The following is a 21,826-nucleotide window of genomic DNA, read 5'->3' as shown; positions in this document are numbered from 1 at the left end:
TGGCGGGTACCGCGGGAAAACCCCCCCGGTGCACAGGTTTTTGGGAGGTTGTTACCTAATGGGTCGGGGGCGGGGGGGGGGGGGGTGGGGGGCGGGGGGGGGGGGGGGGCCCCCCCGCGCGCCCCGCAACGCCCCCTATCCATGTCCGCGCGTCCCGGGGTTGAATGGCCGAGATCGTAGGGAAGGTGAGGGGCATGGTGTCCGCCGATCGACTGCTGGCCTTCGCGGCCATGTCACTGCTGGTGATCCTGATCCCGGGCCCCAGCGTGCTGTTCATCATCGGACGGGCGCTGGCCCACGGCCGCCGCACCGCGGTGGCGACGGCCGTCGGCAATGTCTTCGGCTCGTATCTGCTGGTGGTCGCGGTCGCGGTGGGCGTCGGTTCGCTGGTGGAGCGGTCCGCCGCGATCTACCTCGCGATCAAGCTGGCGGGCGCGGCCTATCTGGTGTTCCTCGGCGTGCAGGCGTTCCGGCATCGCAGAGAACTGCGGGTGTCGGCGACCGAAGGGGCCTCGGCGCGCCCGGCCCGCGGTGACCTGCGTACGGTCCTCGACGGCGCCCTGGTCGGCCTCACCAACCCCAAGGGGATCGTGTTCTTCGCCGCCGTACTCCCGCAGTTCGTGGACCAGTCGGCGGGCCGGGTGCCCCTGCAGATGCTGGTGCTGGGCCTGGTGCCGATCCTGATCGGGCTGGTCACGGACACCGTGTGGGGGCTGACCGCGTCCGCGACCCGCACCTGGTTCGCCCGCTCGGACCGGCGGCTGTCACTGATCGGCGGGGCCGGCGGCTTCACCATGATCGGGCTCGGGGTGACGGTGGCGGTGACGGGCCGCGCGGACTGAGGACCTGGGCCCGACTACGGAATGACGGTCCCGAAGCGAATGTCGTAGCCCGCCTCCGGGTGCATGACCTCGAGCATGCGCGCCGCTTCCTCGGTCACCTCCCCGCGCTGGGCCTTGGTGAGCCTGCCGAAGGGCTCGATGACGAGGGCGTCGCCGAGGATGCGCCACACACCGGTGAGGAAGCCGTCGACGAGGAACGGGCAGTAGACGGTGTTCACCTGCCAGGTACGGCCGCGGTTCGCGGGCGGGATCACACGGGTGCGGTCGGCGTGGGAGAGCAGGAGGTTGTCGAACTCCGGCAGGAAGCGCGGCGGGGCCGGGGTGTCCGGGTCGGGGCGCGGGGCGTCCGGGAGGTCGAAGAGTTCGACACCGTTCTCGTCCCGGAAGGTGAGCAGTCGCGGGCGGAGCCGTTCGAAGGCGGGGCGCATCCGGGTCAGCCCTGACCAGGTCTGCATGTCCTTCACGGAGGCCGGCCCGAAGGCGGCCAGATAGCGCAGCACCGTGGCGTCCGGGGAGGCGGCCTCCTCGGCGGGGCGGCCCAGCCAGTGCTCGACGGTGGTGAGGGCGACCTGGGCGCTGCGGCCCCACAGTCCGCGCGGGGTGACCTGGACGAGGGGCAGCTTGCAGCGGGCGGCGACGGCCAGGGACTGCGCGTCCGCGTCCGGCCACTTGGCGCTCAGCGCCTCGCGCAGCTGCTTCATGGTGCGCGGCCCGTCCTCGACGAGTTCGCGGGCGACGGCGGCGAGCCGGTCCAGGTCGACGCCGACGAGGCCCTTGCGGAAGAGCCTCACCTCCCGGTCCCGGGCGGGCTGGACCAGCGGACGCAGGGTGAGGCTGTCGTCGGCGGTGTGCAGATGGATCGTCGAGCGCAGGGTGACGATGCGTACGGCGCCACGGTCGGCCAGCGGTCCGGCGAGGTCCTCCGGTGTGAAGCCGTCGAGGCGGGCGGCGAGCGCGTAGTAGGGCGGTTTGACCTCCTGGGCCTGGAGGCCGACGAGGTGTTCGACGGCCGCCAAGGCGGACAGCGGCGAGCGGCGCAGCAGGAGCTGCCGGTCGAGGGTGGCGCGGTTGAGGGCGCGGGTGGTGAGGACGGGGCCCGTGCTCGCCACCGCCTTCGCTGCCTTGGTCGGCTTCGTCATGCTCCGCACGCTAGTGAGACTTGCGGACAGCTGAGGTCCGCAACTCTCACGGAATCCAGGATCGATTGCCCCCGCCCGGGCCATTCGCCCCGTATATCCTGCTCCGTGATCACGCACCCATACTGGTTCACGTACTCGTCGTCTCGTCCGGGAGGCAGCCGCGATGTCCGAGCGACGCGCCCGCCCCGCCTCGAAGAACCCCATGAAGTCCGTCTGGCGCCGAGCCCTGACCGCGCCACAGCCCCCGCAGCCACCGGCCCCGGCCACGCCGGCCTCCTCTTCGGCGGCCGACTCCACCGAGGTGGTGAGCGTCGTGGAGGCGGCGCTGTACCAGGACGGTGTCCGGGTCTCCTCCCCCGCCACCCTCGCCGAGACCTTCCGCGAGCTGCGCGACCAGCCCTCCGGCATGGCCTGGATCGGCCTGGCCCGCCCCACCGAGGCCGAACTCCTCTCCCTCGCCGCGGAGTTCGATCTGCACCCGCTCGCCGTCGAGGACGCCATGGAGGCCCACCAGCGCCCCAAGCTGGAGCGCTACGGCGACACCCTCTTCGTGGTCCTGCGCGCGGCCCGCTACCTGGACGCGCCCGAGGAGGTCGACTTCGGCGAACTCCACGTCTTCGTCGGCCCCGACTTCGTGATCACGGTCCGCCACGGCGCCGCCCCCGACCTCTCGGCGGTGCGCCGACGCATGGAGGAGACTCCGGAGCTGCTCAAACTCGGCCCGGAAGCGGTGCTCTACGCGATACTGGACGCCGTGGTCGACGGCTATGTGCCGGTGGTGGCGGGCGTCCAGAACGACATCGACGAGATCGAGACCGAGGTCTTCCGCGGCGACCCCGAGGTCTCCCGGCGCATCTACGAACTCTCCCGTGAAATGGTCGAGTTCCAGCGCGCCACCCGCCCGCTCGTCGGCATGCTGCACGGCCTGATGGCCGGCTTCTCCAAGTACGGCACGGACGAGGAACTCCAGCGCTACCTCCGCGACGTGGCCGACCACGTCACCCACACCAGCGAACGCGTCGACGGCTTCCGCCAGGCCCTCACGGAGATCCTCACGGTCAACGCGACGCTGGTCACGCAGCAACAGAACGCGGAGATGCGGGCGTTGGCGGAGGCGGGGTTCGAGCAGAACGAGGAGATCAAGAAGATCTCGTCGTGGGCGGCCATTCTGTTCGCGCCGACGCTGGTCGGGACGATCTACGGGATGAACTTCCGGCACATGCCGGAGTTGCACTGGGTGCTCGGATACCCCTTCGCCATCGCGCTGATGGGGGTTGTCTGTACCAGTCTGTACATCATCTTCAAGCGGCGGGACTGGCTCTGAGTAATCACCGTGGAGGGCTGCTGTCCTGGGCGTGTGCAGCTCCGATCGCAGGCGCGGAAGACGCGGTTGAGGCCGCTGGGGAGAATCCGGGGAGAATGAGCCGCGCTCCGTTCGGGGCGATCTCCTGCGATCGTGGCCGTTGGCATGGGAGAGCCGCGCTGCTGCGATGAGGTCTGGGGGCACCGACGATCACGGAACCTGATCGTCTTCCGGGCTGAAAACGCCGAACGTGTCCATCTACGCGGCCGTGGCGACGGCGCTGGTCTGGCCGAGCAAGGCGTCGATGGCCCCGCGCCCCTTCCCGCCGGCCTCGGGCATGAAGTGAGCGTAGTAGTCCAGGGTGATGGTCAGGCTGGAGTGGCCGAGCCAGCGTGCAAGGGTGACAACGGACTCGCCCGCTTCGAGGATGACCGAGGCGTACGTGTGCCGGAGCACGTGGAAGCCGTCCTTGCGAGATACCGTCCACCGCTCGTCCTTCTTCCGCATGGGGATGACGCCGGCGACGGCCAGGGCCGGCTTCCACACCTCGACGTTGAAGATGTTCGCGCGGATAGCGTTGCCGTAGGTCGTTGTGAGGACGAGCGGGAACTTCTTCGTCTCCCGTTCGGGCTCCGGACCGCCCCACGGCAGCTCGACCTCGACTGCGGGGTACTCCATGCAGTACTGGGCCAGCGCCGCAGCGACCGACGGCGGCATGTCGACGACGCGCGTCCTGCCGCCCTTCGGCAAGGTGAAGTACAAGCGCCCATGGAGGAGTTGTACCTGTCGCTGGACACGCACGACTCCGCGGACGAAGTCGACGTCCTCCGGGGACAGGCCGAACACTTCGCCCTGCCGCAGACCGCAGCCCAACGCGGCCACCACCGCAATGCGGTAGCGCGCGTTGATCGCGTCCCGTACGCGCTGCGCGGTCTCCAGCGGCCAGGCTTCCCGCTGGTCCTCCGGCACCTTCGGCCAGCGCACGGACTTGGCCCGCATCGGATTGCGTGCCAGCCGCTTGTCGTCGATGGAGGTCTCGAAAATGTTCGAGAGCGAGGTGAGGATCTGCCGGGTGTAACGCGGCGAGCACTCGTTCTCCAGTGCGGCGATGTAGCCACGCAGTACCGCCGGGCTGATGTCCCGCGGGGCGACGGTGCCCAGCTGAGGCCGGATGTGGAGGCGGACGCGTTCGTCGATGCGCTTGATAGTGCCAGGCGCTCCGCGAACTCCCGTCTGCCAGAAGGGCGATGTCGCCCTTCTGACTCGGCGGCTGCTGTGGGTCTATGCCGAGCGGAACGGGCTGGACGCCCCGTGAGCGTCAGGGACGACCAGATCGTTCGGGAACTCTCCCACTACCTCCACGAGCACCCTGCCGACACGATGGCGCTGCTGCCGGTCTACGACGCGGCCCGCGACCACTCGCAGCGCCGCGCCTGCACCCACGGCCGTCGCTGCCCCGTCGTGGTGACGGGAGCCGTCGTCCTCGACGAGCGCCATCGCGTCCTGTGCCTGCGGCACGAGGGAGGCTATGCCCTCGCGGAGGCGGAGCCAGAGGACGCGGACGACTCCCTCTTCATGGAACTGGTCGAGTACGACGTGGTCCTCTCCAACCTGCACGGCCCGCACGGCGAGGACGGCCGGTTGCAGGGGCTGCTCGACTACCTGCGCGTTCCCTACTGCGGCAGCGGAGTCGGCGCATCCGCGGTGGCTGCCGACAAGATCCTCTGCAAGCGGCTGATGCTCACCCTCGGCGTCCCTGCGCCCGGCTGGCACCGTCTGGTCCGGTGGTCTGGAACGGGCACCCCCTGATGGTCAAGCCGCCGTTCGGCGGATCCAGCGTGGGCATGAGCCTCGTACGAGATCCGGCGGACCTGCCTGGCGCTCTGGCGGACGCTGCCGGCGACGAGGGCGACGCCGTGCTCGTCGAGGAGTACGTGACGGGCACGCCGATGACGGTGGGGCTGCTGGAGCTGCCGGGCGGCTCAGTGGTCATCTTCCCGCCGCTGGCCACCGAGGATGCCGAAGCCGACTTCTACGACGCCGACACGAAGCTCGACGAGAACTCCAGGGGCACCGTGACCGTGCGCCCGCCGAGTTGGAGCTCGATGTGCTGGACAAGATCACCGGGGATGCTCGGACGCTGTGGGACGGCCTCGGGCTGCGCGGATCAGCGCGCATCGACTTCATCGTCACCACGGACGGCGAGCCGTACGTGCTGGAGATCAACAGCACGCCGGGTATGTCCCGTGACAGCAACTTCGCGGTGGGGCCGCGATGGTCGGACTCACGTACTCGGACGTCATGTTGGCGATGCTGCACGAGGCGCTGGCCCGCCCGCCATACGATGTTCCCCTGCCCACTCCCGCGTTCGCCGGCACCACACGGGCCCGGGAGGCTGCCGTCTCGCCGTAGGAGCCCGCCGCTGTGCAGCGCGTCCACGATGTCCCCATGTGCCGTCAGCTCATCGACCCGCCGAGTGGGATCAACACGGAGGATGGGCACTAGGAGACAGGATCGAATGGTCCCACCGGCCCTGTGGCCTCGCATCACTGAGAATGATCCTGCTCGCCTACGGGCGCGAAGCACCCACGGTCACGGAACTCCTGAAACTCGCCGTCAAACATGAGGTTCTGACCCCGCGTGGAGCACTTCACGCGGGGATCGCGAGCTTGGCGACCGATCTCGGAGTCCCCTCGGCCGCTGAGCCCGTCCCGGTAGCGGACCTGACGAGGCGGCTCGACGACGCTCCGCTCATCGTGTCCGTGACCGAGCAGTTCCCCGATGACGGCCGCGCCGGCGGCCACCTCGTCATCCTTCGCGGCTACGAGGACGGCCCCGACCCGACGGTCCACTTCCGAGACCCGTCGGCCTGGGGTCAGACGCACGACCGAGTGCCGCTCAGCCGCGTGTCCCGTTCCTACACCGGCCGCGCAATCACCTTCGCGCCCCTGATCAACGGAGAGTCCTGATGACCGAGGCAGACGGCGACACGACCGAGGCCGCAGGCGGCCGGAGGATCGCCGTACTCGGAGAGATGCTGGAACTGGGAGACGAGGCCGTCGAATCGCACCGCGAAGTGGGGCGCATGGTGGCCGAAAACGGCGTCGATCTCGTCGTGGCAGTCGGCGGAGACCTCGCCAAGCAACTAGCCCTCTCCGCAGGTGCTGCGGGCGTTCCGGACATTGCACTGGTAGGCGGCAACGCCACCGCCGCCGCCTACCTCGAATCCATCCTCCGCCCCGGTGACGTCGTCCTCGTCAAGGCATCCCGTGGCGGTCAACTCTGGCAGATCGCCCAAGCGCTCACCGGGCAGGCCGTCACGGGCCTGTGAGCCGGATGTGATCCGCTCGGTGCTGTGCCCCGAACAGATCCCCGGGGCGACTGTTCACGCCGGTCGCATAGGTTCTGGTCCTCGTAGCCCGTCCCTTGGCCAGGCTGCTCCGCCGCCGACTCAGGTGACGCTGATCGCGCCCGTGATGACGGCGAAGACGATGTAGGCGGCAGAGACCGGAATCCCCCAGCGCAGGGCGTGCTTCTGGAAGTCGCCCAGCTCGGCCTTGATCAGTCCGAGGAGGACCCAGAGCGGGGCGCTGGTGGGGCCCATCATGTGCAGGATCTGGCCGATGGCGCCGGCCCGGGCGATCTCGTTGGCGTCGATGCCGTAGTGGGCGGCGGATTCGGCGAGGACGGGGACCACGCCGAACCAGTAGGCGTCGTTGGACATGAAGAAGCCGAGTGGCAGGGCGAGCACGGCGGTGACCAGGGGGATGAGGTTGCCCATGGAGTCGGGGACGACGGCGAGGGCCGCGTCCGCCATGGCCTTGATCATGCCGGAGTCGGTCATGATGCCGGTGAAGACGCCGGCGGCGAGGACGAGGATCATCACGGGCACTGCGTTGGCGGCCTGGCGCTTGATGAGGTCCTGCTGGTCGCCGATGCCGCGTATGTTCACGAGCAGGGCGATGACGAACGCCACCATGAACAGCACCAGCAGGTCGGCGACCTCAAGGATGAGCAGCGCCATCAGCAGCAGGGTGAGGGCGGCGTTGAACCACATGCGCCAGTCCGCCTTCACTGGCTCGAACGCCTCGCCGGAGGCGATCTCCAGCTTGTAGTTGGCGAGCTTCTCCGGGTCGATCTTGCTGCGTTCACGCAGGCCGAGCCAGTACGCGACGGCGACGATGGCCAGGCTGGTGAGGGCCATGGGGCCGATCATGTGGACGAAGTACTCGGTGGCGCTCAGATGCAGGACGCTGATGCCCCGCGTGGAGGCGCCGCCCCAGGGGGTGGTGCCGGAGATCGTGCCCAGTGCCATCGCGGCGAGAGTGGCGAGGACGAGCGGATTCATGCCCAGACGTCGGTAGATGGGCAGGAACGCGGAACAGATGATCATGTAGCTGGTGGTGCCGTCGCCGTCCAGGGCGACGAGCAGGGCGAGCACGGCGGTGCCCACGACGATGCGGACCGGGTCACCCTTGGATGCCCGGACGATGGCCTGGCAGAGGGGCTCGAAGAGTTTGACCTCCATCATGAGACCGAAGTAGAGGACTGCGAACAGCAGCAGGGCCGCGGTGGGTGCGACGGTCTCCAGGCCGTTCATGATCATGTCGCCGAGCTTGGTGCCCTTGCCCGCGATGAGGGCGGCGGCGATGGGCGTGAGCATGATGGCGGTGAAGGCGGAAAGGTACTTCCGCATCACGAGCAGCATGAAGCTGCCCAGGGTGGCGAAGCCGAGGACGGCGAGCATCGTTGCTCCTTGGTGCAGGGCTGAGGGCCGCCGGTGGGCCGGCGGCGCAGGATGGCGCGAGTTTCAGTGCGTGCCGGTTCGGAAGGCGGCCGGCAGCGCACGCGATGCCGTGCTCGGCTCATGCGTCGGGTCGGTCATGGTACGTGCGGCTCCTGTACGGCGTTTTGGGCGCACGGTTGCGGCGGGCAGCGGCCCGGTGGGGAGGTCAGGGGTGCGCCTGGCATGGCTGAGGCATCCGGTGGCGGCCAACTGAAAGGGGAAACGTGGGGCAGCTCACCGGAGTGCCGGAAGACCGGTTTACCGGATTGCCGGTAGGTAACTAGAATCCAGCCATCGCGTCAATACCGAAGTGAGGAATTCGATGGCCGAACTCGCCAGGATCACGGTCGAGCCCCGGGAGCCGCTGGCTGCCGAGGTCTCCCGCCGCCTGATCGACTACCTGATGTCCGGCGAGGTGCAGCCCGGCGACCGCATTCCGTCGGAGCGGCAGCTGACCGAGATGCTCGGGGTGAACCGGCCCACCGTGCGTGAGGCGATCAAGTCGCTCGGCTTCCTCGGCCTGTTGGAGATCCGACAGTCCAGCGGGACGTACTTCCGCGGCGCCGACTCCGATGTGCTCTACCGCCTGTTCGAGCTGGGCCTCGTCCTCGGCGAGCGGGGCGCCCGGGACATGGTGCAGGCCCGCGCGGAGCTCGAGGTGGTAGTCGCCGGCCTGGCCGCGCAGGCGCGCGACGAGGCGGGCGTCGTACTGCTGCGCGCCCGACTGACGGCGATGCGGGACTGCCCGGACGAGGAGTTCCCCGAGGCGGACACCGCCTTCCACGCCGCTCTGGGTGAGCTGGCCGGCAACGCGGTGCTGCGGGACATGCTCAAAGGCATGCGGGCGATGATCCAGCGCGGCTGGGTCGAGCGCACGGGTGCCGTCCGGTCCCGCGAAGTGGCCTACGCGGACCACGTACCGATCTACGAGGCGGTCGCGAAGGGCGATGCCGAGGCCGCACGCACGGCCATGGCCCGGCACATGGACGGCGCGTCGCGGCGCCTGATGGAGGCACTGGAACAGCGCGAGGGATAGCCGTAGGCGCACGGGCGCCGAACCCGCCTTCGGTGCCCTATGGGCGCCTCGCAACCTCAACCGGTTGACCGGTTTACCGGTTGGCCATACAGTGGCGGCGCGGCAACCCGACGAAACGATGCCGCCCCCCATCCCGGTCCTTCTCCTGTGCTGCGACGATGCGTTTCGCGCTGTCCGGAGCGGGCCCGCGGTCGGGACCCTTGCCGGTCCCCGCCTACCGGAAGAGGTAAGAACCCCGGTGATCGAATCCCACCCTCTGGTCGCCATGATCCACGCTGTGCCGAGCGGCGCCCGCGTCGCCGAGCAGGCGTTCGCGCGGGAGTTCCCGCAGGCCGCCGTCTGGAACGTGATGGACGACCGTCTGCTTGACGATGCCCGCCTGGCCGGCGGGCTCACCGACACGCTGCGGCGGCGCATGCTCCGACTGATCGGACACGTGATGGACGGCGGCGCCCAGGGCCTGCTGCTGACCTGCTCCTCCTACGGGGAGGTGGTGGACACCGCCCGCACCCTGTGGGACGTGCCCGTCCTGAAGTCCGACGAGGCGATGTTCAAGGCCGCCCTGGCCGGTCCGTACCGGCGCATCGCCGTCGTCGCCTCCACCCCGCCTGCCGTTCCGGCCGCCGTCACACAGCTCGAAGCGCTCGTCCCGGCGGTACGGCCGGACCGTCCCCTGGACATCGTGACCGCTCTCAGCGAGGACGCCGCCGACGCGGATGATGCCGAAGCGACCGCCCGCCACCTGGCCGACGCACTGCGAGCCGCAGGGGGCGCCGACGCCGACGCGGTGCTGCTGGCGCAGTACTCGCTGACCCCGGCCGCCGAAGCGCTGGCCGCACTGGTGGAGCTGCCCGTCCTGGACGGTGCCGGCGCCGCCGCCCGTGAACTGCGCGGTCTGCTCCTGCCGGGTGAGGGGCGGCCGGCCACTGCCGCGGCGGTCGCGCCGTGACGCCGCGGCTGCCTTGGCCCCTTGCCTACACGGTCTCCGGTGACGACTGCGCCGCCCCCATGCCGCTCGGCTACGCCGCGCCCCTCGCCGAAGCCGTCCGCCACCTGGCCGAATTCGGCTACGACGGCGTGGAGGTGCAGGTCCGTGAGACGGGCGCACGCGACGCCGAGGCCCTGACGCGGACCGTCGAGGCCGCCGGGCTGCGGGTCTTGGGCATCGGCACCGGACCGGTCGCGGCCCAGGACCAGCTGACGCTGACCGACCCGTCGCCGGACGTACGCCGGCACGCCCTGTTCCGGCTGCTGGGCGCGGCCCGGCTGGCCGGCGAACTAGGTGTGCCGGTCACCCTCGGCCAGACGCGCGGCACCTTCCTGCCCGGGCTGGCGGACATGCAGCGCGGCTGGGCCGAACGCGCCGTGGAGCAGCTGGCCGAGGAGGCGTCCGCGCACGGCAGTCGACTGTTGCTGGAGCCGCAGTCCCGTGCCAACACCTCGCTGTGGCACACCCCTGACGAGACCCGGGCGGTCATCGAGTCGCTCGGCGCTCCGGCCGGGCTGGTGCTGGACACCCACCACCTCGATGCCGAGGGCGTCGACACCATGCGGGCCATCGCGGACCACGCCGCCGTCACCGGGTGCCTGCAACTCGCGGCGCCCGTCACGCGGGGCCCCTTGACCGTCGGCGATCCCCGCCTCCCGTCCCTGCTGAAGGCGCTCCACGCGGGTGGTTTCACCGGTTGGCTGACGCTGGAGCACACCCAGGACGGTGACAGCCCCAGAGCCGCCGCCCGTTCCTGGACCGCGCTGACCGATGCGGCGGCCGTCCTTGCCTGACCCGTCCCTCGACTCCCCCAGGGTCCACGACCGACCCGTTCTGAAAGGAACCCGCACCATGAGCACCAAGACCTACCGCCTCGGCGTCCTCGAGGGCGACGGCATCGGCCCCGAGATCGTCCCGTCCTCCGTGGAGATCGCCACTGCCGCCGCCGAGGCCGCCGGCGTCTCGGTCGACTGGGTGACCCTGCCGCTCGGCGCCACCGCCATCGAGTCCCACGGCACCCCCGTCCCCGAGGAGACCAAGGACGCCCTCGCGGGACTGGACGGCTGGTACCTCGGACCGCACGACTCCGTCAGCTACCCCGAGCCGCACAAGTCCGCGCTCAACCCCTCGGGCACCCTGCGCAAGCACTTCCAGCTCTTCGCCAACATCCGTCCCGCCAAGAGCTTCCCCGCCGCGAAGGCCGTGTGCGACAACGCCGACCTCGCCATCGTCCGCGAGAACACCGAGGGCTTCTACGCCGACCGCAACACCTTCGCCGGCACCGGCGAGTTCATGCCCACCGCCGACACGGCGATCATGATGGGCATCATCACCCGCGAGGCCACCGAGCGCGTCGCCCGTGTCGCCTTCGACCTGGCCCGCTCCCGCCGCAAGAAGCTCACCATCGTCCACAAGGCCAACGTCCTGAAGCTCACCACGGGCCTGTTCCGCACCGTCTGCCAGGAAGTCGCCCAGGACTACCCGGACGTGGCGGTGGACGACTTCCACATCGACGCCATGACCGTCCACCTGGTGCGCCGAGCCCAGGACTTCGACGTCATCGTGACCGAGAACATGTTCGGCGACATCCTCTCCGACCTGGCCGGCGAGATCTCCGGCTCGCTGGGCACCGCCCCGTCGATCAACGCCTCCGCCACCACCGCCATGGCCCAGGCGTCCCACGGCTCTGCCCCCGACATCGCCGGGCAGAACATCGCCAACCCGGTCGCCATGATCCTGTCCGGCGCGATGCTGTTCGAGTGGCTCGCCGCCAAGCACGGCGACGATGTCCTGGCCACTGTTGCCCAGGTCATCGAGAAGGGGGTGGCCGAAGCTATCGCAGCCGGCACCTCCACCCGCGACCTCGGCGGCTCCGCCTCCACCACCGAGTTCACCGCCGCCGTCATCAAGGCCATCACCGCAGGCGCCGGCCAGAACTGATCCACCCGTTCCGGGGCGGGCCGCTGCGCAGCCCGCCCCGGCCCCCACGCCCGCCCGCACGCTCGCTTGCCCCAGGAGAGGCCCCGACCATGACCCTGCGCATCGGCTGCATAGCCGACGACTTCACCGGTGGCACCGATGTCGCCGCCGCATTCCGGCGGGCGGGCCTGCGCACCGCCCTGGTCTTCGGCACCCCGGACGACACCACCGCGCTGCCCGCCGACTGTGACGCCGCCGTGGTCGCCCTGAAGTCCCGTTCCACGCCCGCCGACGAGGCCGTCGGCGACTCGCTCGCCGCCCAGCGCTGGCTGTGGACCAAGGGCGCGGCGCAGGTCTACATCAAGTACTGCTCCACCTTCGACTCCACCCCGCAGGGCAACATCGGCCCGGTCACCGACGCGCTGACGGGCGCCGCCGGTGCCGCCGTCACCCTGCACTGTCCGGCCTCCCCGCCCAACGGCCGCACCGTCTACCAGGGCCACCTCTTCGTCCACGACCAGCTGCTGTCCGACTCGCCGCTGCGTCACCACCCCCTCAACCCCATGACGGATTCCGCCCTGGTGCGTCTGCTGTCGGCGCAGACCGGCCACAAGGTGGGGCTGATCGACTGGAGCACGGTCCGCCGTGGGGCCGACGCCGTACGCGAGGCGCTTCTGACGCACCAGCGGGCCGGCGTCCGGCACGTCATCGCCGACGCCCTCACCGACGACGACCTCGCCGTGCTCGGCGCCGCGGCGCTCGAACTGCCCGTCGTCGCCGGGGCCGCGGGCCTGGCCGAAGGGCTCGGTCACGCCTACCCCACCGCCGGACGGGCTGCCGCCGAACCGCTGCCGCGCGCGGGGCGGGCCGCCGTCCTGGCCGGCAGCTGCTCGGCCCGCACCCTGGAGCAGATCGCCCAGTTCTACGCCGCCGGCCTGCCCTCCCTCCACCTCGACGTCCTGGCCGCCGCCACCGGACGCGATGTCACCGGTGAGGCGCTGGCCTGGTACGACGAGCAGGATCCCGACCTGCCCGTCCTCATCTACGCCTCCGCCTCACCTGAGGAACTTGCCGCCGTGCAGGCACAGTTGGGTGTCGCCGAGGCCGCCGCGCAGGTCGAGGAGCTGCTCGGCACGCTGGCGTCCCACCTCGTCGATCGCGGCGTACGCCGTCTGCTCGTCGCGGGCGGGGAGACCTCCGGCGCCGTCACCACCGCCCTCGGCGTCCGTGCCGTCCTCGTCGGCGACGAAGCCGACCCCGGCGTCCCGTGGACGTACGCCACCACCAAGGCCGGCGACCTCGCGCTCATGCTCAAGTCCGGCAACTTCGGCGCCCCCGACCTGTTCACCCGCGCCCTCGCCTCCCCGGCCGAGGAGACCGAGTGAGCGCCCACACCGACGAGAAGGCGGCCCGCGCACTCCTCGTACGCACCGCACGCTCCCTGTTCACCCGCAGCCTGACGCACGGCTCCACCGGCAACCTGTCCGTCCGCCTGGCCGACGGCACCCTGCTGCTCACCCCCACCGGTTCCAGCCTGGGCACGGTCGAGGAGACGGATCTGTCCCGCACCGACCTGACCGGCCGTCACCTCGACGGCCCACGGCCCACCAAGGAGGCGTTTCTGCACGCCGCCTTCTACCGGGCCCGGCCCACGGCCCACGCGGTCGTACACCTGCACTCCACCCACGCCGCCGCCGTCTCCTGCCTGGCCGACCTGAACCCGGCCGACGCCCTGCCCCCTCTCACCGCGTACTACGCGATGCGCGTCGGCACCCTGCCGCTGCTGCCCTACCACGCCCCGGGCGACAGCAGCCTGGAACCGCTCGCCGAACGGACGGCCCGGGACCACCACGCCGTCCTCCTCGCCAACCACGGTCCCGTCGTCGCCGGCGCGAGCCTGGAACAGGCCGCCGACGCGATCGAGGAACTGGAGGAGACGGCCAAACTCCACCTCCTGCTGCGGGGACACGCCACCCGTCCCCTCACCCCCGAACAGGCTGCCGCGCTCGCGCCCACATTCTCCTGACGGCCGGATGCCAAGCGAGCACGGCAGCCCCCTCCATCCCCCAGCGAAGGAGCCCCTTCAGTGTCCGAACCCCTGACCGCCCCTGTCCCCACCGCCGACCTGGTCGACCAGTACGGGGCCGAACTGCGCGTCTGCGACCTCCAGTTCCGCCAGTTCGGTGCTCACCGCGCTTTCGCGGGCCCCGTGCGCACCGTCTCCTGCCACGAGGACAACGGCCTGCTCCGCGACCTGTTGCACACCCCAGGCGACGGTCGCGTCCTCGTCGTCGACGGAGCCGGCTCCCTGCGCACCGCCCTGGTCGGCGACCTCATCGCCGGCGCCGCCCAGGACAACGGCTGGGCCGGGCTCGTTCTGCACGGCGCCGTCCGCGACAGCGTCGCCCTCGCCGGTCTCCGACTCGGCGTCAAGGCCCTCGGCACCATCCCCCGCAAGAGCGCCAAGGACGGCGCCGGAGCCATCGACGTCCCCATCACCTTCGGCGGCGTCACCTTCCGGCCCGGCGACATCCTGCACGCCGACGACGACGGCATCGCGCTCCTCCCCGACCACAGGTGAGCTGACCGCCCGGCCTCGCCGTGCCGCTCGATCGAGCCCCTCTACGTCTCCCCCTCCGACACGGAGTAACACCACCTTGTGCCCCCAGCCCACCACCGATGAGCCCTGCTTCGCCGCCTTCCCGCCCGCCGTCCTGCGCCCGGCCGAGCTGACCGCCTTCAGTCGCGGAGGCGGCGCGCGCACCATCCCCCTGGTCACCCGAGCGGTCGGAGCGGAGGTCTTCCTCACCGGCCAGACGCTCTTCGCCGGTGGCGCCGGCATCCCGCTGCACACCCACAACTGCCCCGAGAGCGTCACCATCCTCGAAGGCGACGCCATCGTCGAGATCGACGGCACCGAACACCACGTGACCCGCTTCGACACCACTTACGTCGCCGCCGGCACACCCCACCGCTTCCGCAACGCCTCCGCCACCGAACCCATGCGGATCCTGTGGATCTACGCTTCGGTCGACGCCACCCGCACCCTCGTCGAAACGGGCGTCACCGCGCGCGTCGACGCCGAGCACGGCAAGTCCGCGTGAAGAGACCGCCGCACCTGCGAACATCCGGCGAATCATCTGGCCCCGCGAAATACGCCGAGCCAGTAGGCGCGGCAGGCAACGTGCGCTCACCGGACGGGCACTCTCTGTTTCTTCAGGTTCGGCGCCACATCGTGTCCGGACATCCGACGTCCCGCTTCTTTGTCTGTCGACCTCGTGGTAAGTTACGACTAGTAACTTACTCGTCGTAACTTATGGAGTCCGTGAGATGACGAAGAGCAACAGAGTTCTCGTGGTGGGTGGGTACGGCACAGCGGGGACGCTCATCAGCGATCTGATCGCCCGCAGGCATCCGGACATGGATGTGGTCGTCGGAGGCCGGCGCTTCTTCACAGCGGAAGCAGCCGCACGGCTCCATGGCCTCGCGGGTGCGGTGCGGATCGATGTCACGGACGATGACCCACTCGCCGATGTCGACCCGCTGCCGGACGCGGTCCTGGTGGCCGTCAACGATCACAACGACCGTCTGCTGCACTCCGCCGCCCGGCGGGGCATCCCTGTCGTTGACATCGCCCGCTGGCTGGCGCGCGTCGAGGACGCGCACCGGACACTGGCGCAGGAGACGGTGACGGCTCCGGTCGTCCTCGCCTCGGGCTGGATGGCGAGCGCGGCTGCGGTGACCGCCGCGGCGTACGGATGGGGCGCGCCGGCCGATCATGTCGACATCGACATCCTGCTGAGCCTCAAGGACAAGACCGGCCCCGACTCCGCGACCGGCTTCGTCGACGTGCACCTGCCGTTCGAGCTCTGGGAGCGCGGCGAGACACGCACCGTGCGAGGCATGACGGAACCTCGTGCGGTGACCTTCAGTAACGGACAGACCCGTTCCTGCCGTCTCTTCAACAGCCCCGAGCAGGCCACACTGGTCACCACGGGTCACGCGCGAGGAGTGTCGGTGCGTATGGCCTTCGACCACCGTCCCACCAACTCGGGATTCGCCGCGCTGGTGAACTCCGGTCTCTGGGCGAGGCTTTCAAAAGAGCGCAGGTTCGGGATCCTGCACGGCCCGGGAGAGAAGGACGGTGCCCCGCACGAGTTCGTCGTCACCATCAAGAACGGCCCGGCCACCCGCAGAGTCCTGGTGAAGGACCCCGAAGGACAAGCCCATCTCACGGCAGCCGGCACGGTGACGCAGTTGGAACGTGTGCTGGGGCTGAACGGTCGCGACCGGCCCCGTCCGGGAATCTCCTTCCCCGAGGACGCGAGGGACGTCATGGCCGATGTCGCCGCCATGGAATCGATGGGCGTGCGGTTCACGGAACTCCCCCGAAGCCAAGTCGGCTCAGCCGCTCGGGCCCAGACGGCATAGAGGACAAGACGCAGGCAACGGGCGCACCCGCCCACAGCGAGCGAGGAAAGCGATCGGACCCCGACCGCCACTCGGCTGGGAGGTGACCCACCGATGATGGAATCCGAGAAGATCCACCCTCGCCTCCGACCTGCAGGTACACGATCCTGGTCTCCGCCTTCGGCGCACAAGCACCCCGTGACGGCGCCCGTCCCACTCCCGGTCCAGCCGATGACCGACCTGGTCGACCTTCTCGATCGCGGGCTCCTGCCCGTGCCGGCTTCCCGTTGCCTCCCTAAGCTACTGCCTGTAAGTTACGAATGGTAATAACGATGGAGTCCGGAGCGAGAGGGGCGTATATGGGAGGGGTCGGCTCGGAGAGTCCGGTGAAGCGGCGGCGGGTGTCAGCCGCGACGCGGAAGGAGTTGTTGCTGGAGACCGCGCTGCGTACGGCGCGGGAGGAGGGGGCCGGTTCCCTGACGCTGGCCCGGCTCGCGGATGCCTGCGGTGTCAGCAAGCCCATCGCCTACCAGCATTTCGGCTCCCTCGCCGGGCTGCTGGGCGCCATGTCCCAGCGTGTCGGTGCCGAATACGAGGACACTGTCATGGAGGTGATGGCCGCCTACCGGGAAACCGGGACCGCGGCCGAGGGCGCACTGCGGGCACTGTGCGATGCCTACATCGCGTGCACGCTGGAGAACGGGGCCCTCCACGCGGACATCGGCGCCGCTCTCGTCACCGCGGGCGAGCGCCCCGGCGCCGTGTTCGCCGACGACGCCGAGCGCTACTGCCCTCTCGTGGCCGAGTTGACCGGGGTCGATCAGCGGACCGCGTACGCCCTGACCGCGGCCTTCCTGGGAGCCGCGGACCGTCTGTGCGAAGCGGTCATCGCCCAGCGCCTGCGCCAGGACGAGGCCGCCGACGTCCTTCTGCGGCTGTTCCCGACACCGGCCCACTGAGGCTGCCCGACCGTTGAACGGAGAACCCCGCATGGAAGCGATGCTGATCGACGCCACCAAGAAGGGTGCCGAGAAGTTCCATCTCGGTACGGTGCCCACCCCGCGCCCCGCCGAGGGCGAGGTGCTCGTCGAGGTCAAGGCCGTCGCCCTGAGCGCCTGGGAGAAGGGGTTCACCCAGGACGACGACCCGCGTTCACTGACCCGCAGGACCAGACGGAGAGCGGTCAACCTGGGCCTGGAGTTCTCCGGTGTCGTCCGCTCGGACGGCCGGCGCTTCACACACGGGCAACACGTCATGGGCGGCCCCCATCTGACGAAGGGCGAGAAGGCACTGGCCCAGTACGTGGCCATCCGTGAGGAGTACCTCGCCGAGCTTCCCGACAACCTCGGCTTCCTTGAGGCCGCGGCCCTGCCCATCGGCGCCGAGACCGCGCTGACCGGCCTGGACAAGGCCACACCGCGCCCCGGGGACAGCGTCCTCGTCGTCGGCGCGAGTGGTGGTGTGGGCGTGTACGCCGTGCAGATCGCCGCCGCCCTCGGTGCCGACGTCACGGCGATCGGCGGCCGGAACTCCGGTCCGCGTCTGAAGGAACTCGGTGCGAGGACCGTCCACTCCTACCGCGACACGTCCTTCGAGGACCTGACCGGCACCTACGACGCCGTCTTCGACCTCTCCGGGAGGCTGCGCTTCGGCGAGGTGAGGAAGAAGCTGTCCCGGTGCGGGACCTTCGTCAACGTCAATCCGCACAAGGACCTCGCGGGCACGGCCGCATCCCTGTTCAGCAAGAGGAAGGTGCCATTCGTCTACGTCCCGCACTCCTCCACCGCGGCGCAGACCCGCATCCTGGACATGGTCGTCCGCGGTGAGATCACGCCCGTCGTGGAAGCGGTCCACGACATCGGCCGGTTCCGCACGGCCTTCACGGACCTGACCCACAACGAGCGGCTCGGCAAGATCGTCATCTCCTATTGAAGCGCATACTGCTGAAGAGGTGGCGTCCCGCGAGTGGCGCGTGAAGTCGCACAAATCACACTGAAAACGACCGATGAGCTGCACGCGGCGCTCTGCGCGATCGAGCTGCGCGCGCCGGCGGAGGTGCGCAAGACCGCGCGGCACCTGTTCTGGCGCATCTGCGGCTGGTGATGGAGCTGGTGTTCTGGTACCTGCGGGACATCTGAGCCGTCCGCGTGCCGTTGCTGCGACCTGACTTTGGCCTCAGCAACGGCGCTCAAAGGGCGGTGCTGTCGCGTGGTCGCGGAGTACTGCACGTACGGAATCCGAGCTGCGTCCCTCGATCCGGTCGCCGTCCGCCCCATCCCGGTGGAAGCGATCCGCCTCAGATCATCCGCCGTCGCCGTACCCTGCGTCGCGCAGGGATGGAGAACCAGGCAGATCAGCTCGTCCGAGATGCGGAGGACAGGTACTTCTTCCTCCCGTACCGGGACGCGAAATCGCGCCGTTGACTTCTCGTACGAGGTAAGGGTCATGAAGGGTGGGGTTGACCCGCCATGCGAGCAGGTCTCCACAGTGACAGCGGAGCGCGCCCAGCACGCCGCTTCAGCCGCGCTGGAAAAGCAGAACCCCCGCGATCACTGGGATCGCGGGGGCCTTCGAGCCAGGCAACGACGGGGGCTACTTCATCCCTGCAGGGCTCGAAACAAATTGAACGTCCACCTCGAACGGCTCGATCACGCTCAGCCCAAGGTAGCGGAAACGTCCCGCGCTCGGACGTCCGTGGCGTGTGCTCCAGACCGGCTGCGCCTTTGCCCACGCCACATCGCCGGGTACAAGAAACATTCGCCCGTGGGCGAAGACTTCACCACTGAGCACGGCCTCGCCGCCCTCGAACAGCCTGAGCGCCGTCAACGAGTCGTCGAGGACAACCAACCCGAGGTGCGTGGCCGACTCATGCAGTACATCGGGGCGAGTCCCAGCGTCCCACTCGGCCGCGGGTTCCGTGCCATTACCGTCGAGGTCCGCCTCAACGAGCACGGAGACCTTGGCGTCCACTCACAAGCCACCCGCTTCGCTCGACACGTCGTAGCCCGAGTGCCTCGGCGCGTGCAGCACCGCATCTGCATGCCTCCGGGGCGATCCGCCGACGGACGACATGAAACTCGGCACCCTCGCCGCCCATTACGGCATCCCCCAGCAACGGGCGCACGATGCGCTGGACGACACCCGTGTGCTGGCCGGGATCCTGCGGGCCTCACTGCGCGAGGCGGCGCGGCTCGATCTGCCCTTGCCGCTGGTGGCCTGCCCGCCCCGGGCGGAATCGCAGTTCACGCCGAAGCCGCCGAAGACTCGCTGCGCCTACCGCAATCCGGGACGGCTGACTCCTGGCGGGCCGCTCCAGCAGGGCATGAAGGTCGCGATCACCGGTGAGACCGCCCATGCCCGGGCGGAGCTGGTCGGGCGGGCGGTCGCCGCCGGGCTGAACATGATGACCTCCGTCAGCCGGCACACCAGCGTGCTGGTCACCAATGAACCGGCGTCCGGTTCGGCGAAGGCCCGACGCGCAGTCGCCGAAGGCGTGCCGGTCATCGACGAGCACACCTTCCTGCGGCTGCTGGCCGACGTACGACCGGGGACGGCACATGAGGCGACGGCCGTCACTGTCGCCCCGGTGGCCGAGCCGGAAGCAGAACCAGTCGTCAGAACCGTGGAGTTGGCGCCCACAACGACCTCTGCCGTACCCGCACCCGTACCCGTCCCGGAGGTCGCGGCCCTGCCCACGGCCGCCCTCGGTGCGCCCGTACCCGCTCCGCGTCGACCGGTGCCCTCCGTCGGCACTTCGGACAAGCCTCTGGCCGGGCGTCGCGTGCTGGTGCTCGGCGGTGTCCACGCCGACGCCGCGGCGGCTCGCACCCGCATCGTCGAGCTGGGCGGCTCAGCGGCGATCAACCTGTCCGCCAGCGTCACCGACGTCGTACTCCTGGAGGGAGGACCGGGCGACCGGCGCATGAGCCGCATCGCCGCCCTCGAACTCCCCGTGCACGACCTCCACTGGCTCACCGCTCCGACCGTCACCGCCCCGGCCGCGGCTGCCCTCCGGCCCCAGGAGCCGCACGTGATGCCGAGAGGCGGTGTCATCGACCTGCCGATGCCGCACGGCAGACCCGCGCCGGAGTGGTACGTCACCGCAGGCTGGGCCCCGCAGGCCGACTACGAGATCGACGTCGTCGCCTTCCTCCTCGACGAGGACGAACAGGTCACCTTCGACGAGGACTTCATCTTCTACGGCGCTCCCGAGCACCCCGCCGGAACCGTGCGACTGCTCACCGGCGGCCCTGCCGAGCAGACCATCGCCCTCAACCTGGCCTCCCTGCCGCCCGCGACGCGCAAGGTCGTCGTCGCCGCGGCCATCGACGGCACCGCCGCCTTCGGGACGGTCGGCGCCATCCAGATCGGCGCCGCCCCCGGCAGCAGCGGCGCACCGCTGGCCCGGGCCACCCTGGACGCCGCCACCACCGAACGCACCATGCTGCTCGCGGAGATCTACCGCAGAGGCCCGGTCTGGCGCCTACGAGCCGTCGGCCAGGGCTACGACCAGGGCCTCGACGCCCTCGCACGCGGATACGGAGTCGACATCGCCGACTGAACGACCGTGCGATGGTGTGTGCGTGCCGAGCCCCGGCGCCAGGTGTCCCGGTCGGAGGGCGTTCAGTGGGTGGTGTATCCGCCGTCGACGGGCAGGGCGACGCCGATCACGAAGCTGGCCCCGGGGCTGCACAGCCACAGGGCGGCGGCGGCGACCTCCTCGGCCTGGCCGAGGCGCCCGATGGGCTGCTCGCTCATGATCGCGGCCATGGCCTCGGCCTGCCCCTCGAGCATGTCGGCAACCATCGGGGTCTCGATCACGCCGGGGCAGACGGCGTTGATGCGAATGCCTCGCGGCGCGTACTCGACCGCGGCGCTCTTGGTCAGGCCGATCACACCGTGCTTGGAGGCGTGGTAGGCGGCGCGCTCGGGCAGGCCGACCAGCCCACCGAGGGAAGAGCAGTTGACGATCGCGCCGGAGCCCTGGGTGCGCATCTGGCGCAGCTCGTGCTTCTGGGCGGCCCACACGCCACGCAGGTTGACACCGTTGACGCGGTCGAAGTTCTCGGCCGTCTCGTCGGCGGCGTCCGAAGGCGGGACCTGGATACCGGCGTTGTTGAAGGCCATGTCCAGGCGACCGTAGGTGTCCACCGCGCTCTGGACCATGGCGGCGGCCTGGTCCTCGTCGGTGACGTCGCACACCACACCGATGGCCTGGTGCCCGGCGTCGGTGAGTTCCTTCGCCGCGGTCCGCACGGCGGCCTCGTTCACGTCGGCCAGCACGACGGCCGCACCGGCCTGGGCGAAGGCGCGGGCGGCGGCCAGTCCCATGCCGGAGGCCGCGCCGGTGACCAGGGCGACCTGGCCTTCGAAGTCGTATTGCGGGTTCATGCTCAGGGGGC

Annotated in this window: 23 protein-coding genes and 2 pseudogenes; 20 read left to right on the top strand and 5 right to left on the bottom strand. The window is 70.1% G+C overall.

Annotation, left to right across the window (positions count from 1 at the left end; genetic code table 11):
- The first annotated feature begins 194 nt into the window (after positions 1-194).
- On the top strand, positions 195-842 hold the full coding sequence (locus L0P92_RS06720; RefSeq protein ID WP_234761587.1) for a LysE family translocator: 648 nt from the start codon (positions 195-197) through the stop codon (positions 840-842).
- 14 nt (positions 843-856) lie between these two features.
- On the opposite strand, the gene L0P92_RS06715 is transcribed toward L0P92_RS06720, so the two are convergent.
- A complete protein-coding gene (locus tag L0P92_RS06715) occupies positions 857-1,981 on the bottom strand; it encodes a winged helix DNA-binding domain-containing protein (protein ID WP_234761586.1) in 1,125 nt (374 codons plus the stop codon).
- Positions 1,982-2,144: 163 nt separating this feature from the next.
- On the opposite strand from L0P92_RS06715, the gene L0P92_RS06710 reads away from it, so the two are divergent.
- Positions 2,145-3,305, top strand: a complete 1,161-nt coding sequence (locus L0P92_RS06710; RefSeq protein WP_234761585.1) for a magnesium and cobalt transport protein CorA — start codon at positions 2,145-2,147, stop codon at positions 3,303-3,305.
- A 237-nt stretch (positions 3,306-3,542) separates the two neighbouring features.
- Here the strand turns inward: L0P92_RS06710 and L0P92_RS06705 are convergent, their stop codons facing one another.
- Positions 3,543-4,283 carry a tyrosine-type recombinase/integrase gene (locus L0P92_RS06705; RefSeq protein ID WP_234761584.1) on the bottom strand — a complete coding sequence of 247 codons (741 nt, stop codon included), beginning with the start codon at positions 4,281-4,283 and terminating at the stop codon, positions 3,543-3,545.
- A gap of 312 nt (positions 4,284-4,595) precedes the next feature.
- Between L0P92_RS06705 and L0P92_RS45405 the strand changes: the two genes are divergently transcribed.
- The 5 genes and pseudogenes from L0P92_RS45405 to L0P92_RS06685 all read left to right on the top strand — a co-directional run bounded on the left by L0P92_RS45405 (position 4,596) and on the right by L0P92_RS06685 (position 6,615).
- On the top strand, positions 4,596-5,093 hold the full coding sequence (locus tag L0P92_RS45405) for a D-alanine--D-alanine ligase (RefSeq protein ID WP_234761583.1): 498 nt from the start codon (positions 4,596-4,598) through the stop codon (positions 5,091-5,093).
- Positions 5,093-5,299 (top strand): annotated as a pseudogene (locus L0P92_RS45170) (D-alanine--D-alanine ligase family protein); the annotation flags it as partial. The gene L0P92_RS45405 and the pseudogene L0P92_RS45170, both read left to right, overlap by 1 nt.
- A 92-nt stretch (positions 5,300-5,391) precedes the next feature.
- On the top strand, positions 5,392-5,910 hold the full coding sequence (locus L0P92_RS06695) for a hypothetical protein (protein WP_308289634.1): 519 nt from the start codon (positions 5,392-5,394) through the stop codon (positions 5,908-5,910).
- Between the two features lie 43 nt (positions 5,911-5,953).
- Positions 5,954-6,253, top strand: a complete 300-nt coding sequence (locus tag L0P92_RS06690) for a cysteine peptidase family C39 domain-containing protein (protein ID WP_505016537.1) — start codon at positions 5,954-5,956, stop codon at positions 6,251-6,253.
- The gene (locus L0P92_RS06685) at positions 6,253-6,615 is read left to right on the top strand and encodes a glutamate ligase domain-containing protein (RefSeq protein WP_234761581.1); all 363 of its coding nucleotides are present in this window, start codon (positions 6,253-6,255) and stop codon (positions 6,613-6,615) included. Before L0P92_RS06690 ends, L0P92_RS06685 begins: the two co-directional genes overlap by 1 nt.
- A 120-nt stretch (positions 6,616-6,735) precedes the next feature.
- On the opposite strand, the gene L0P92_RS06680 is transcribed toward L0P92_RS06685, so the two are convergent.
- Positions 6,736-8,031: a CitMHS family transporter gene (locus L0P92_RS06680; protein ID WP_234761580.1), complete on the bottom strand. Its 1,296-nt coding sequence runs from the start codon at positions 8,029-8,031 to the stop codon at positions 6,736-6,738.
- A gap of 361 nt (positions 8,032-8,392) precedes the next feature.
- Between L0P92_RS06680 and L0P92_RS06675 the strand changes: the two genes are divergently transcribed.
- From L0P92_RS06675 to L0P92_RS06620, 12 genes are all read left to right on the top strand, one after another.
- Entirely contained in the window at positions 8,393-9,106 is a 714-nt protein-coding gene (locus L0P92_RS06675) for a FadR/GntR family transcriptional regulator (RefSeq protein ID WP_234761579.1), read from the top strand.
- 265 nt (positions 9,107-9,371) lie between these two features.
- A complete protein-coding gene (locus L0P92_RS06670) occupies positions 9,372-10,055 on the top strand; it encodes an aspartate/glutamate racemase family protein (protein ID WP_234761578.1) in 684 nt (227 codons plus the stop codon).
- Entirely contained in the window at positions 10,052-10,888 is an 837-nt protein-coding gene (locus L0P92_RS06665) for a sugar phosphate isomerase/epimerase family protein (RefSeq protein WP_234761577.1), read from the top strand. Before L0P92_RS06670 ends, L0P92_RS06665 begins: the two co-directional genes overlap by 4 nt.
- Positions 10,889-10,946: 58 nt before the next feature.
- On the top strand, positions 10,947-12,035 hold the full coding sequence (locus tag L0P92_RS06660; protein WP_234761576.1) for an isocitrate/isopropylmalate dehydrogenase family protein: 1,089 nt from the start codon (positions 10,947-10,949) through the stop codon (positions 12,033-12,035).
- Positions 12,036-12,124: 89 nt separating this feature from the next.
- On the top strand, positions 12,125-13,399 hold the full coding sequence (gene otnK, locus L0P92_RS06655; RefSeq protein ID WP_234761575.1) for a 3-oxo-tetronate kinase: 1,275 nt from the start codon (positions 12,125-12,127) through the stop codon (positions 13,397-13,399).
- Positions 13,396-14,040, top strand: coding sequence for a 3-oxo-tetronate 4-phosphate decarboxylase (otnC, locus tag L0P92_RS06650; protein WP_234761574.1), 645 nt, complete (start codon positions 13,396-13,398; stop codon positions 14,038-14,040). The genes otnK and otnC overlap by 4 nt, the downstream gene beginning before the upstream one ends.
- A gap of 60 nt (positions 14,041-14,100) precedes the next feature.
- Positions 14,101-14,595, top strand: a complete 495-nt coding sequence (rraA, locus tag L0P92_RS06645) for a ribonuclease E activity regulator RraA (protein WP_234761573.1) — start codon at positions 14,101-14,103, stop codon at positions 14,593-14,595.
- Between the two features lie 76 nt (positions 14,596-14,671).
- Entirely contained in the window at positions 14,672-15,118 is a 447-nt protein-coding gene (locus L0P92_RS06640; protein ID WP_234761572.1) for a cupin domain-containing protein, read from the top strand.
- 226 nt (positions 15,119-15,344) lie between these two features.
- Positions 15,345-16,445, top strand: coding sequence for a hypothetical protein (locus L0P92_RS06635; protein ID WP_234761571.1), 1,101 nt, complete (start codon positions 15,345-15,347; stop codon positions 16,443-16,445).
- 380 nt (positions 16,446-16,825) lie between these two features.
- Entirely contained in the window at positions 16,826-17,383 is a 558-nt protein-coding gene (locus L0P92_RS06630; RefSeq protein ID WP_234761570.1) for a TetR/AcrR family transcriptional regulator, read from the top strand.
- 31 nt (positions 17,384-17,414) lie between these two features.
- Positions 17,415-18,356 (top strand): zinc-binding dehydrogenase, encoded by a 942-nt coding sequence (locus tag L0P92_RS06625; RefSeq protein WP_234761569.1) that lies wholly within the window; start codon positions 17,415-17,417, stop codon positions 18,354-18,356.
- A gap of 33 nt (positions 18,357-18,389) precedes the next feature.
- Positions 18,390-18,527 carry a hypothetical protein gene (locus L0P92_RS06620; RefSeq protein WP_234761568.1) on the top strand — a complete coding sequence of 46 codons (138 nt, stop codon included), beginning with the start codon at positions 18,390-18,392 and terminating at the stop codon, positions 18,525-18,527.
- Between the two features lie 489 nt (positions 18,528-19,016).
- Here the strand turns inward: L0P92_RS06620 and L0P92_RS06615 are convergent, their stop codons facing one another.
- Entirely contained in the window at positions 19,017-19,394 is a 378-nt protein-coding gene (locus tag L0P92_RS06615) for a hypothetical protein (protein WP_234761567.1), read from the bottom strand.
- A gap of 82 nt (positions 19,395-19,476) precedes the next feature.
- On the opposite strand from L0P92_RS06615, the pseudogene L0P92_RS06610 reads away from it, so the two are divergent.
- Positions 19,477-20,985, top strand: a pseudogene (locus tag L0P92_RS06610) (TerD family protein); the annotation flags it as partial.
- A 62-nt stretch (positions 20,986-21,047) separates the two neighbouring features.
- Here the strand turns inward: L0P92_RS06610 and L0P92_RS06605 are convergent.
- Positions 21,048-21,815, bottom strand: coding sequence for a glucose 1-dehydrogenase (locus L0P92_RS06605; protein WP_234761566.1), 768 nt, complete (start codon positions 21,813-21,815; stop codon positions 21,048-21,050).
- Positions 21,816-21,826: the final 11 nt, after the last annotated feature.

Source organism: Streptomyces muensis (assembly GCF_021474425.1).
GTDB classification, from domain to species: Bacteria; Actinomycetota; Actinomycetes; order Streptomycetales; family Streptomycetaceae; genus Streptomyces; species Streptomyces muensis.
The sequence above is the reverse complement of the archived record's forward strand: the minus strand, read 5'-3'. Positions and strand labels throughout refer to the sequence as shown.

Coding starts and splice junctions, on each gene's coding strand:
- L0P92_RS06670 (WP_234761578.1), top strand. CDS start 9,372: ATGATCCACGCTGTGCCGAGCGGCGCCCGCGTCGCCGAGCAGGCGTTC.
- L0P92_RS06625 (WP_234761569.1), top strand. CDS start 17,415: ATGGAAGCGATGCTGATCGACGCCACCAAGAAGGGTGCCGAGAAGTTC.
- L0P92_RS06705 (WP_234761584.1), bottom strand. CDS start 4,283: ATGCGGGCCAAGTCCGTGCGCTGGCCGAAGGTGCCGGAGGACCAGCGG.
- L0P92_RS06680 (WP_234761580.1), bottom strand. CDS start 8,031: ATGCTCGCCGTCCTCGGCTTCGCCACCCTGGGCAGCTTCATGCTGCTC.
- L0P92_RS06660 (WP_234761576.1), top strand. CDS start 10,947: ATGAGCACCAAGACCTACCGCCTCGGCGTCCTCGAGGGCGACGGCATC.
- L0P92_RS06715 (WP_234761586.1), bottom strand. CDS start 1,981: ATGACGAAGCCGACCAAGGCAGCGAAGGCGGTGGCGAGCACGGGCCCC.
- L0P92_RS06720 (WP_234761587.1), top strand. CDS start 195: ATGGTGTCCGCCGATCGACTGCTGGCCTTCGCGGCCATGTCACTGCTG.
- L0P92_RS06605 (WP_234761566.1), bottom strand. CDS start 21,815: ATGAACCCGCAATACGACTTCGAAGGCCAGGTCGCCCTGGTCACCGGC.
- L0P92_RS06635 (WP_234761571.1), top strand. CDS start 15,345: ATGACGAAGAGCAACAGAGTTCTCGTGGTGGGTGGGTACGGCACAGCG.
- L0P92_RS06685 (WP_234761581.1), top strand. CDS start 6,253: ATGACCGAGGCAGACGGCGACACGACCGAGGCCGCAGGCGGCCGGAGG.
- L0P92_RS06675 (WP_234761579.1), top strand. CDS start 8,393: ATGGCCGAACTCGCCAGGATCACGGTCGAGCCCCGGGAGCCGCTGGCT.
- L0P92_RS06710 (WP_234761585.1), top strand. CDS start 2,145: ATGTCCGAGCGACGCGCCCGCCCCGCCTCGAAGAACCCCATGAAGTCC.
- otnK (WP_234761575.1), top strand. CDS start 12,125: ATGACCCTGCGCATCGGCTGCATAGCCGACGACTTCACCGGTGGCACC.